Genomic DNA, 11,637 nt, shown 5'->3' with positions numbered 1-11,637 from the left:
TGTAATTAAATTAAATAATCTTTGTAAAAATATAATTTAATTAAGCATAATTTTAATTAAATTGGTGGTTATGGTTGAGGTATTTTTTTAAAATTAAAAAAAAATAAATTAGCATATAGCCAATTTATTTCATAGCATCTTTGACCCTGTCAAAGAGTCCTTTTTCAACATGTTTAATTTCGTCTCCGCTGACTTCAGCAAATTCTTTAAGTAGATTTTTCTGTTTGGAGTTTAATTTTTTAGGAACCACTACAGTTACTGTAACATAGAGATTTCCTCTGCCGTTATGTCTGACGGAGTTCATACCTTGACCTCTAAGTTTGAATACGGTTCCGCTTTGTGTACCTGGTGTAATTTTAAATTCTACTTCTTTGCCTTCAATTGTTGGGATGCTGATTAAATCTCCTAAAGCAGCCTGAGGGAAACTGATTTGCTGTTCTAAGTAAAGGTGGTCACCTTCACGGGTGAATTTTCTGTGTCCTTTTATATGCACTGTAACAATCAAATCACCTTCAAGACCTGGTGCCTCACCACAGTTTCCTTCTCCTGAAACCCTTAAGTGGTTGCCTTCATCAACACCTTCCGGAATTTCGATTTTAATTGTTTTTGTTTTTCTTTTACTTCCTTTACCGTGACAGTCTTCACATGGATCTGTAATGATTTTACCGGTACCGCCACATTCTCTGCATGGTCTGACATTAACCATTTGACCTAAGAACGTATTGCTGACTTCTTTAATTTGACCTGTTCCTCCACATTTTGGACATGTGGCAGGGTCGGAACCCGGTTTGGATTTTGATCCGTTACATGTTGGACATAATTCACTTCTTGTAATCTTGATTTCTTTTTCACAACCCTGGAATGCTTCCTCTAAACTTATTGGAATTTCTGTGTAAATGTCTGAACCTCTTTGCGGTCCGGTTCTTCCACGGCTGCGATTGCCTCCACCAAAACCAAACATGTCGAATATGTTTCCGATATCGAATCCCTGGAAAATATCCTCGAAGTTTACATTTTGATAGAAATCTTCAGCAGTAAATCCATCCATTCCTGCATGACCGAACTGGTCATATCTTTGACGTTTTTCATCATCAGACAAGACAGCGTAAGCTTCACTCACTTCTTTAAACTTATCTTCTGCATCAGGTTCATCACAAACGTCCGGATGGTATTTTCTGGCTAATTTACGATAAGCTTTTTTGATTGTCTTTTCATCTGCAGATTTATCTACTCCAAGAACTTCGTAATAATCTCGCTTGTCTGCCATTTATTCACCTTGAAAAAATAATTATAAAAAATAGATAGAAAAAATAATTGTTTTATTCATTGTTAGTTTATTTATTGATTCTGATTCTGTTTTTTATTACCTAACAAATCATAAAACTTAATTATTTTATCTAGTCTTTTACTTCATAGTCTGCGTCAATTGTGTCATCATCACTGTTGTCTTGAGCACCTGCATTAGGGTCAGCTCCAGCTTGTTGTTGGGCCTGTGCTTCTGCTTGTGCTTGTTGGTATATTTTTGCACCAATTTCTTGAATTACATTGGATAATTCATCAGACTTTGCTTTAATGGCATCAATGTCATCGCCAGCTATAAGTTCTCTTAATTCGCTAACAAGTCCTTCGACTTTAGTTTTTTCATCTTCAGATACTTGATCTTTAAGTTCATCTAAAGTTTTTTCTGAAGTGTAAATTAATGAGTCTGCATTGTTTCTGATTTCGATTTCTTCTTGTCTTTTTGCATCTGCTTCAGCATTCATTTCTGCTTCTTTGACTTTTTGTTCGATTTCTTCATCGGATAATTTTGTAGAGGAGGTAATTGTAATAGCCTGTTCTTTACCGGTTCCTTTATCTTTAGCAGTTACATTAATAATACCGTTTGCGTCAATATCGAATGTTACTTCGATTTGAGGAACTCCTCTTGGTGCTGGTGGAATTCCAACAAGTTGGAAACGTCCAAGTGAAGTGTTGTCAGCAGCCATTTTCCTTTCCCCTTGAAGTACGTTAATGTCTACAGATGGTTGGTTATCTGCAGCAGTGGAGAACACTTGGCTTTTCTTGGTAGGGATAGTAGTGTTTCTTTCAATTAAAGTGGTTGATACTCCACCTAAGGTTTCGATACCTAATGATAATGGAGTTACATCTAACAATACAATATCTTTAATTTCACCAGCTAATACTCCTCCTTGAATAGCTGCACCCATGGATACACATTCCATTGGGTCAATACCACGTTCAACTGGTTTTCCTATGAATTTTTCAACGTATTTTTGTACGATTGGCATTCTGGTAGGTCCACCAACAAGGATAATTTTATCAATGTCAGCTCTGGTCATTTTTGCATCATCTAATGCTTGTTGCATAGGTTTACCTGATTTTTCTACGATGTGGTCGACCAGTTCTTCTAATTTTGCTCTACTGATTGTGTCAATTAAGTTTTTAGGGGTTCCGTCGGTACCCATTGCAATGAATGGTAAGTTTACTTCAGTGGTTGTGGTTGTGGACAATTCGATTTTTGCTTTTTCAGCAGCTTCCCTTAACCTTTGTACTGCTTGGTCATTTTCCATTAAGTCAATGCCTTCCTGAGTTTTGAATTGGTCTGCTAAGTATTGAATCAATACGTTATCCATATCGGTACCACCGAGTTGGGTGTCTCCGCTGGTGGATCTTACTTCAAATACTCCTCCACCGAATTCCATGATGGTTACGTCTAAGGTACCTCCACCTAAATCGTATACCATAATGTTCATGTCTTCTTCATCAGCTTTATCTAAACCATATGCAAGGCTTGCTGCGGTAGGTTCGTTTACGAGTCTTACAACATCTAAACCTGCAATGGTTCCAGCATCTTTTGTTGCGGTCCTTTGGTTATCGTCAAAGTAAGCAGGCACGGTAATTACAGCTTTTTCTATTGGTTCGCCTAAAAAGCTTTCTGCATCTTTTTTAATTTTTTGTAAGATGAATGCGGAAATTTCCTGTGGAGAGTATTGTTTTCCGTTTACAGTAACTTTGTGATCAGTACCCATACTTCTTTTAATTGCACTGATAGTATTTTCAGGGTTGGTTACTGCTTGTCTTCTTGCAGGTTCTCCAACTAACATTTGTCCGTCTTCAGTAAATGCAACATAACTTGGGAAGGATTTACCGTATTGACTTGCTCCTTCTGCTGAAGGGATTGTGGTTGGTTTTCCTCCTACAAGCACAGATGCTGCTGAATTACTTGTACCTAAATCAATTCCAATAATTTTTTCTTTTTTAGTATCAGACATAATTATCACCAATTTTTTTTATTATATATAATTAAATAAACGTAATCTTATTTTTTACAAACGATAACTTTTGAGTATTTAAGAACTTTGTCCTTGTACATGTATCCTTTCATAAGTTCCTCTATAACATATCCGTTTTCAACATCATCAGATTTCTGAACCATCAGGGCTTCATGTTTGTTCAAATCGAACTTTTCACCTTTTGCCTTGATTTCTTCAACACCTTCTTTTGTTAAAATGTCTTTGAATTTGTTATATGTAAGTTCTATTCCTTCTCTTAAGTTTTTATCATCTTCAACTTCCAAAGCTCTGCCGAAGTCTTCATAACAGTCCAGAAACTCTTTGATAATGTTTTCATTAGCAAATTTTATGATGTCCTTGTTCTGTCTTTCGGTAATTTTCTTGAAGTTTTCGAAATCTGCTTGAAGTCTTTGTGATAGTGAAATATACTCTTGGGTTTCAGCTTCCTGTTTTTCAAGATCTTCTTTGAGTTTAGCAATTTCTTCATCTTTCAATGCTAACTCGTCAAGAACTTCTTCCTGTTCATCTTGAGTTTCAACTTCAGTTTCACTTTTTTTTTCGTCAGTCATATGTACACCTTTTTAGGTTTGTTGAAAAACTTTTGTAATAACCCCTCAACCGAGAAGCTTTACTTTAAGCACTTTAATATTGGTTTTTGGGAATTTATGGACATATAGGAAAATGGTTCATCATATTAGAGTTATTACTTTAAGTTTTTCAGAACCAAATATTAAAGTAACAAAAAGTTATCTTTCTCTTACATTATTATAGTAACAAAAAGTTATATAAAGGTTTCGATATTGAAAGTTAGAAAAATTGAAAATTTTCTTTATTATTTTTTATTTATTTAATCTGTAATAATCATTAAACTAATATTTTTTTAATTTAGCTTTAAATAATTATTTTTAATTATAAATATGTTATTTAATAGTGGGATTAGTAAAATAAGGTGTTTTTATCCTGTTTTTAACTTTTCTTACATCTTGTAATAAAAACATAATATTTTATATATGGTGAAAATATAAGTTATAATCATGACTAATAGTAACGACATTAACAAAAATAAAAGTAATGTCAATTCTTCTAATGGCCACATAGAAATTAGAGGAAACTATAACGACCAATTAGGAGATATTGATAAAGAAGATATACTTGATGTAATGGGTTGTAAAACAAGAAGGGATATTATTAATCTTTTAAGGGAAGAGCCAATGTTTGTCAGTGAAATCTCAAACGAACTTGACATTGGTCAAAAGGCCATCATAGAACATTTGCGCGCTATGGAAGAAATAGGTATTCTGAACTCTTCTTACAAGAAAATCCTAAGGGGTCGTCCACGTAAATATTATGATTTGCAACATGAGGTAAACATCCATATTACAATTAACAGAAATACATTTGATGTTAACCTTTCAGAGGATATGCTCAATACATTGCAGCTTCCTTCAGGGGATGAATGGTCCAAACTTTTAGACATAGAAAAAAGAATAGATGCAGGTCAGCTCGAAGCGATTGACGAGCTTAAAAATCAAATAAGGTTATACGGTAACCTTAAAGACAGGGCGGAATATATCCTCGAGAGAACCTTAAAGAAATATTAATTGGTCAAAACTAAAAAATGGTTTGTTTCAAACCATTTTATTTTTAAACTTTTTTTGCAATAATTGCCTGGCCCAGAGAAACAGAACCGTCTCCGGCACAGGTGTTCAGGTGTTCAATGAAATTGTAGCCTTCATTTTTAATGTAGTTTTTTACAGTTTCGGTTATGGCTTCGTTGTAGAACACTCCTCCGGTAGCTCCGATATCAGGTATATTCTTTTTATCTGCCGCCCGAATCGCAAGTTCTGCCAAACCATTAGCAACTGCATTCTGGCCTGCTCTAGCAACATCTGCTTTGTTTTCTCCATTTTGATATAATCTAACAACCTCTTTTAAGATTTCTGTTGTATTTAACTGATTGTTTTCAATTATATATGGAATTTCAATCTCTTTGGTTGAATAATAAGCACATGATTCAAGTTTCATGGAGCATTCCCCTTCGTATGTTCTTTCATGAGCTATTTCAAGAGCCACTGCCATTGAATCAAGAACCCTTCCGGTACTGGAGGTTTTTCCTACATTGATGTTTGCATCCAGCTGTTTGAAAAGATTTTTAATTTCAATGTCTCCATATTTGAAGTATTTGGAATAATTCTTAATCAGTTCCTCATCATTCAAGATGCTTGCAAGCATTCTTGCGGGATATCTTGTAGCCATATCTCCTCCAGGCATCAGGTGGCTTTGAAGATGAGCCATTCTTTCAAAACTGCTTATGTCTGTGTAGAGAATTTCTCCTCCCCAGCTGGTTGCGTCACTACCATAACCGACACCGTCGGCTGTAATTACAATCATCTCTTCAAGGGAATGGTCATTTGCAAGGGCAACGCTATGGGCATGATGGTGCTGGATAGGCATAACCTGCGCATCATATTTTTCACTTAGCTCATGAGCAAGCCTTGTTGTGAAAAAGTGAGGATGCATGTCACATGCTATTATATCGAATTCGTTTATTTTTGTAATCTTTTCCATATTTTCGATGGCTTCCCTTAAAAACGCCAATGTCTTTGGCTTGTTGGTATTTCCTATGTGCTGTGAGGGGTATACGATATTGTCTTTTGCTATTGAAAAGGTGACGTCAAGTTCGGGACCCAAAGCCAGTACGTTGCTGTCATTGACTTCATAACTGATTGTGTAAGGCTCAGGGGTGTAACCTCTGGACCGTCTAATGAATGATAAAGCGTTGTTTCTGAATCGAATAACGGAATCATCGCACCTGTTGAGGATTCTTCGGTTGTGAACAAGTGAATAGTCATTGACTCCATTTATTATGTCCTCATTTTTAATCATCATAGGTTCTCCAGGGGTATTTGCCGAAGTCATTACGTATGTGTCGATGCTGCTTTCATCAAAAAGCAAATAATGCATAGGAGAATAAGGAAGCATCACTCCAATGTTGTGAAGTCCTGGAGACAGACTTTCAGGGAACGGATAATTGTCCTTTTTCTTCAAAATAACAATCGGCCGTTTATTTGAAGTGATTGTTTGAATTTCTTTTTCGCTCAGCTGAGCATAATTTTGAACAGATTCCAGATCTTTGCTCATAACTGCAAACGCCTGGTTTGGCCGGTTCAGTCGTTTCCTTAGTTCTTTAACAGCATCATCATTGTATGCATCAACAACCAAGTGTGTTCCGCCGATACCTTTAATGGCTAAAATTTCGCCCTCTTCAAGTTTTTCGGCACCTAATCTGATTGGATTATCTGAAACTATCTGTTTATCGCCCTCATAAAATGCCATTTGAGGACCGCAATCGCTGCAGCATATTGCCTCTCCGTGATAACGCCTGTCCAAAGGCTGCTTATATTCCTTCAAACATTCTTCGCACAGCGGAAAATCTTCCATTGAAGTTCTTTCCCTGTCATATGGGACGCTTTCAATGACGGTAAACCTTGGTCCGCAGTCGGTGCAGGCATTAAAGGGATATTTATATCGTCTGTCTTTAGGATTTCTGATTTCCTCAAGACATTTGTCACAGATTGCAATATCCGGCGGAATTACGCTGATTCCTGAATAGGAATCGTCACTTTCAATAATCTTAAAATCAGTAAAGTTTTCAGTTTCAATGTCGTTAACCTTCATTGAATCTATTTTTGCTATTGGCGGCAGTTCTCGAGGTAATCTAGTAATAAAATCTTCTGTATTATCGCCTTCAATAATGATTTCAACAACATTTCCAAGGTTTCTGACATATCCGTTAAGATTCAAATCGGTTGCAAGTCTATAAACGTACGGCCTAAAGCCAACACCCTGAACTATTCCTTGTGTTAAAATCTTTTTGGCTTTCATAAATATATTATTTAAGTGAAATTTTATATAAAATTTTATCCTATCTATTATTATGAAAGAGATTCTTGAAAGATTGGCCCGTGGGGAACTTAGTATTGAAGAGGCTGAAAATTTAATAAAGGCGGATAATATTTTAGAATTCGATGAAGTTGCTAAGTTCGACAATAAAAGAAGTGAGCGAACCGGATTTCCCGAAGCGGTTTTCTCTCCAAGTAAGGATTATGATGACCTTTTGCTGATTATTACAAAATATCTTGAAAATGATAATATGGACGATTTGATAATAACCAAATTGTCGAAAGAAAGATATGAAAAGATTTTAAACGATTTGGGCGAAAATCAATTTATTCTGGATTATAATAAAAGGGCTCAAATTTTGATTATAAGAAAAGAACTTAAAGAAATGGAAAAAATAGCAAAAATCGGAATAATCACTGCCGGAACTTCAGATATCAATATTGCCGAAGAGGCAAGAGTGATTGTTGAGGAAGGCGGATGCGAAGCCATAACTTCATATGATATTGGCGTTGCCGGAATCCATAGGCTATTTCCCCAAATTGCATATATGGTAAAAGAAAAAGTCAGAGCATTCATTGTTTGTGCCGGAATGGAAGGGGCGCTGCCTTCAGTTGTGGCAGGTCTGGTCGACGTTCCTGTTATAGCAGTTCCAACATCTGTCGGATATGGCGTTGGTGAAGGCGGACGTGTGGCATTGGATGCCATGCTTCAGTCTTGTGCTCCGGGAATAGCAGTTGTAAATATTGATAATGGGTTTGGCGCAGGTGTTTTTGCACTAACTATTGTTAAAAGTGATTAGTTTGATTTACGAAACATTCAATCCGAATATTCATGATGTTAGGCATGTCGCCCGTCTGGTTTATGATGTTGATTTTAGAACATTTGACATGTTTTTCAAATCCGATGAAAAGGCTATTGATGCAATTTCAAAGTATCTGTCCAAAAAGAACATAAATCCTTATTTTAAAGTGATTTTGGATGAAAATAAAAACATTATAGGTTATGTAAGCATTTATCTGCATGATGATGACCATAAATTCATATTCAAATCATTAAGGTTGTATCTGGTCGATATATTGGACCATTTTGTCTTGTGTGATATCGGCAAAGATGATTTGTATCTTGCAGAAATTGCAATTGATGAGTCCCAGAGGGGAAAAGGTTTGGGAAGAAAAGTAGTTTCGGATGTCATCGATTATGCCAGATCTAAAAATTATTCCAGAGTAATTTTGGATGCCGATTTTAGAAATACTGGAGCTAAAAAACTTTATGAATCCCTGGGATTTAGGGAATTTAATAAAAAACGGGTCAAAATTGCAAGTTTTGAGAGAGGAATGCATAATATGGAGTTCATTCTCTAGGAGGAATTTTTTTTATTGCTTCATGCACTCTTTTACAGTTGTTCCGATCTGTAAATATGAAGTAATCATCAACATTTTTCACGTGTTTTTCTTTCATTTCGCAGTCATTTTCCATGTAATCTATTAATAATTCTATTAACTGATCCTCATCCTTGCAGACTTCTCCAAAGCCCATTGTCTCATAATCGAAATAGCTTTCATCTAAATTAAAGTGATAATCATCTTCACTTTGGTAATATATTACGGGTTTTTTCAGATAAGCAAAGTCAAATGCAACTGATGAGTAGTCCGTAATCATTATTGCTCCTTTTTTAAATAATTCCTGGTAGCTTCCACGTTCATAATCTATTTTGACATAATCGTTTTCATGGAATAAGTCAATAAATTGGTATACGTGGGGGTGTGGCCGGAATATTATTGTGTATCCGTATTCTTTTGCTTTTTCTATTAATTTTCTGTTGTTGATAAGTGAATCATATGTTTTAAAATAGGTGGAGTTGCTTATTGTGTATTTATTTTCATGGTCAAGATATCTTCTCCATGAGGGCATCAGTAAAATTGTTTTTGTTTTTCCATCTCTTAAATTGTCGAATCTTGGAAATCCTAATAGCTGGATGATGTCTTCATCATAATTATAATAATATTTGAATAATGAGTCATATTCTTTTTTAGATGCGGTTAATAGGAAATCCAAATTTTTATCGTATTTATTTAGCCAGCCTGAAATGTTATTCAGGGTTATTCCATGCTGCAAAAATATGGTGCTTGATTTTAAAAGGCCGGCAAAATTAGGGTAATGGCCCCAGAAAGCGTAGATATAGTTATTGTCCGGGTGTGAAGTAATGATTTTTTCTGTAAATAATCCTAAAACTCTATGTTTTATGGAATGGTATGGGATAACCGGACCTATCTTTTTCATTTTGTCAAAATAAGGAGTATTTTTATCAACAATGAAATATTTCTTGATATCTTTTTCATCCTGATTTATTGAATATCTGAAAAGATGCATTCCGTTATCATCGGCTATAGTTGGAAAATCCATATAAAACCAGATTCTTTTATTCCTTAAAAAAGGATATAATGCCATGTACATGATTCTTATTGGTATGGCTGTTTCGAATCCTGAAACTTTATTTTTCAGCATGTTAAACAGCACTTTTACTTCTTTTTTAAGCCATTTTCCGGTTGTTTTTTTGCTGATTATAATCTTATCATTTTCAAGGTGGCTTATATATTTTTTAGTTTTTGCATATCCCACGACCTTTGAGAAGTTGCACGGTCTTGAAAAATCAATATGGAGTTTCTGATTTATTGTGGATGCAAATTCAATTTCAATTTTTTTATTTGGGTTTATTTTGAGGCGGAATTCAAAGGTATGATTTGTCAGGTATTTTTCATTTAAATAATATTTCTCCCTTTGCGGGAATAAAACGGGACTGGTTTCAATTTTTTTATTATTTACATATACATCTACTTTTTCTTCTGGAGATATTGAATTGATGTTAGCAAGGATATATAATTCATCATCAATAATTTCGTATATGTCAATAAAAACTGTGTTTAATTTTAATGACTTTGTTAATTTAAACTGGTCTTTTTCAGGATAAGAATAATCGTTTTTGAGATACAATAGAAATGTTTTGATTTTTATATCCATATCGTATTGATCATAGATATTTTCATCACTGATTTGGGGTAAAATCTCTTTTATGCTCTCATTTATTCTCCTAATTTCATCCGGAGTCAGTTTTTCATAAATTGTATCATTTAAAATAACGCTATTAAATAAATATAAGATTGTTTTCTGAATAAAATGGGGAACAAAATTATATTTTATTAAGCTTTCCAGTATCAGTTTATTTAAATGAAATTTAATTTCCGTACTGGCTGAATTTCGCAAGTTTGGCATTACATTCAATATTGCATTTTCATCTCTTTTATTATGGGCCAAGTATTGCGCTTCACTGCAGATTCCCAAGTATGGATTGTTGATTAAAATTTCATTTACAAATGCAATGTCCTCGGAAAGTTTAGGCTGGTTTGAAAATACAATATTTTCAATTGCGGTTTTTCTAAAAAAACAAGATTTTATCTGGGGCTGGAAAAAATTAGGCAATTTCAACAGGTCAATTACTCGTGTTGATGCATATTTTTTCGCAATAATTTCTGATTTTTTATGAGAATTAAAATCAGTTGGGATGGATACGATTTCAACATTTTCGTGTTCTTCGAAAAATTTCAACACATTTTTTAGTGTATTTTTCGAAAGGGCATCGTCTCCTTCTAAAAAATAAATATACTCTCCTTTAGAATAGGATATTCCAAAATTTCTGCTGACACCATTTCCTTCATGCCTTTTTGAAATATATTTGATATTTTTGGGATATAGTGATGCAAACTGCTCACAAAGAGTACCTGTTAGGTCAATACTGCCGTCATTGATTAAAATTATTTCTATATTCTCTTCAAATTTTAATGTTTGATTTATAATTGAGTGAATACATTTTGAAATGTTGGATTCAGCGTTATAGGCCGATATGACCACTGAAAATTTATAGTCATTCATATTCTCAACTATTCATCTTGTTTTTGTTTAGGGTCACGTCTCAATGAATCAATGATTGAATCTATATGGTCAGTAGAATTGTCCTTGAAACCGGATAATTCGATTGAAAATGTATGATTTAATTTTTTAAAGTAATATTCATTATTGCTATAGTCTGTCAGTTCGAAGTATATGCCGGGCAAAGTTGCATTTCCATATTTATAACTGGTTTCTTTAATTACAGAGATGTTTTCATTAAGTTTTATTTTGTCCAGTTCGGTTTGCATGCTACTGTTGATGTCCGCATCTTTTCCGAGGTCTTTAATAGTTATTTTTTCACCGGTATTCCTATTGATTAATCTTATAAATTTCGCATTGTCTTCATCAATATTAAATGAGTCCGGAATTGATATTGTAAATTTTCCAAGATTAACGTTGGCAACCCCTATTGTTGTTGAAGATTCCGCAACAATAAACAGGCATGCACACCCTATAATAAATATGATTATGATATAAATCCATCTTTTATCCATTT

At 34.4% G+C, this 11,637-nt stretch carries 9 protein-coding genes; 3 read left to right on the top strand and 6 right to left on the bottom strand.

Going from position 1 to position 11,637, the window contains the following annotated elements:
* Positions 1 to 124: 124 nt before the first annotated feature.
* From dnaJ to ACKI2P_RS11995, 3 genes are all read right to left on the bottom strand, one after another.
* Entirely contained in the window at positions 125 to 1,267 is a 1,143-nt protein-coding gene (gene dnaJ / locus ACKI2P_RS12005; RefSeq protein ID WP_407377839.1) for a molecular chaperone DnaJ, read from the bottom strand.
* Positions 1,268 to 1,397: 130 nt separating this feature from the next.
* A complete protein-coding gene (dnaK, locus tag ACKI2P_RS12000) occupies positions 1,398 to 3,272 on the bottom strand; it encodes a molecular chaperone DnaK (protein WP_407377837.1) in 1,875 nt (624 codons plus the stop codon).
* A 47-nt stretch (positions 3,273 to 3,319) separates the two neighbouring features.
* Positions 3,320 to 3,862, bottom strand: a complete 543-nt coding sequence (locus ACKI2P_RS11995; protein WP_407377836.1) for a nucleotide exchange factor GrpE — start codon at positions 3,860 to 3,862, stop codon at positions 3,320 to 3,322.
* 465 nt (positions 3,863 to 4,327) lie between these two features.
* Here ACKI2P_RS11995 and ACKI2P_RS11990 point away from each other — a divergent pair, with 465 nt between their 5' ends.
* Entirely contained in the window at positions 4,328 to 4,894 is a 567-nt protein-coding gene (locus ACKI2P_RS11990) for an ArsR/SmtB family transcription factor (RefSeq protein ID WP_407377834.1), read from the top strand.
* Positions 4,895 to 4,937: 43 nt separating this feature from the next.
* On the opposite strand, the gene hypF is transcribed toward ACKI2P_RS11990, so the two are convergent.
* Positions 4,938 to 7,178: a carbamoyltransferase HypF gene (gene hypF / locus ACKI2P_RS11985; protein WP_407377832.1), complete on the bottom strand. Its 2,241-nt coding sequence runs from the start codon at positions 7,176 to 7,178 to the stop codon at positions 4,938 to 4,940.
* Between the two features lie 52 nt (positions 7,179 to 7,230).
* Here hypF and larB point away from each other — a divergent pair, with 52 nt between their 5' ends.
* Complete coding sequence (gene larB, locus ACKI2P_RS11980) at positions 7,231 to 7,995, top strand: nickel pincer cofactor biosynthesis protein LarB (protein ID WP_407377831.1); 765 nt, start codon at positions 7,231 to 7,233, stop codon at positions 7,993 to 7,995.
* A gap of 1 nt (position 7,996) precedes the next feature.
* Positions 7,997 to 8,557 carry a GNAT family N-acetyltransferase gene (locus ACKI2P_RS11975; RefSeq protein WP_407377829.1) on the top strand — a complete coding sequence of 187 codons (561 nt, stop codon included), beginning with the start codon at positions 7,997 to 7,999 and terminating at the stop codon, positions 8,555 to 8,557.
* Here the strand turns inward: ACKI2P_RS11975 and ACKI2P_RS11970 are convergent.
* Both ACKI2P_RS11970 and ACKI2P_RS11965 read right to left on the bottom strand, forming a co-directional pair.
* Entirely contained in the window at positions 8,547 to 11,123 is a 2,577-nt protein-coding gene (locus tag ACKI2P_RS11970) for a CDP-glycerol glycerophosphotransferase family protein (protein ID WP_407377828.1), read from the bottom strand. The two genes, ACKI2P_RS11975 and ACKI2P_RS11970, sit on opposite strands and share 11 nt — an antisense overlap.
* Before the next feature lie 8 nt (positions 11,124 to 11,131).
* Positions 11,132 to 11,635 (bottom strand): hypothetical protein, encoded by a 504-nt coding sequence (locus tag ACKI2P_RS11965; protein WP_407377827.1) that lies wholly within the window; start codon positions 11,633 to 11,635, stop codon positions 11,132 to 11,134.
* Between the last annotated feature and the right edge of the window lie 2 nt (positions 11,636 to 11,637).

Source organism: Methanobrevibacter sp. (assembly GCF_045541095.1).
Lineage (GTDB): Archaea > Methanobacteriota > Methanobacteria > Methanobacteriales > Methanobacteriaceae > Methanocatella.
This window is presented reverse-complemented; position numbering and strand designations above follow the sequence as displayed.

What these genes read in the sequence shown, in the direction of transcription:
- dnaJ (WP_407377839.1), bottom strand. Translation starts at nt 1,267, where the DNA reads ATGGCAGACAAGCGAGATTATTACGAAGTTCTTGGAGTAGATAAATCT.
- dnaK (WP_407377837.1), bottom strand. Translation starts at nt 3,272, where the DNA reads ATGTCTGATACTAAAAAAGAAAAAATTATTGGAATTGATTTAGGTACA.
- ACKI2P_RS11995 (WP_407377836.1), bottom strand. Translation starts at nt 3,862, where the DNA reads ATGACTGACGAAAAAAAAAGTGAAACTGAAGTTGAAACTCAAGATGAA.
- ACKI2P_RS11990 (WP_407377834.1), top strand. Translation starts at nt 4,328, where the DNA reads ATGACTAATAGTAACGACATTAACAAAAATAAAAGTAATGTCAATTCT.
- hypF (WP_407377832.1), bottom strand. Translation starts at nt 7,178, where the DNA reads ATGAAAGCCAAAAAGATTTTAACACAAGGAATAGTTCAGGGTGTTGGC.
- larB (WP_407377831.1), top strand. Translation starts at nt 7,231, where the DNA reads ATGAAAGAGATTCTTGAAAGATTGGCCCGTGGGGAACTTAGTATTGAA.
- ACKI2P_RS11970 (WP_407377828.1), bottom strand. Translation starts at nt 11,123, where the DNA reads ATGAATGACTATAAATTTTCAGTGGTCATATCGGCCTATAACGCTGAA.
- ACKI2P_RS11965 (WP_407377827.1), bottom strand. Translation starts at nt 11,635, where the DNA reads ATGGATAAAAGATGGATTTATATCATAATCATATTTATTATAGGGTGT.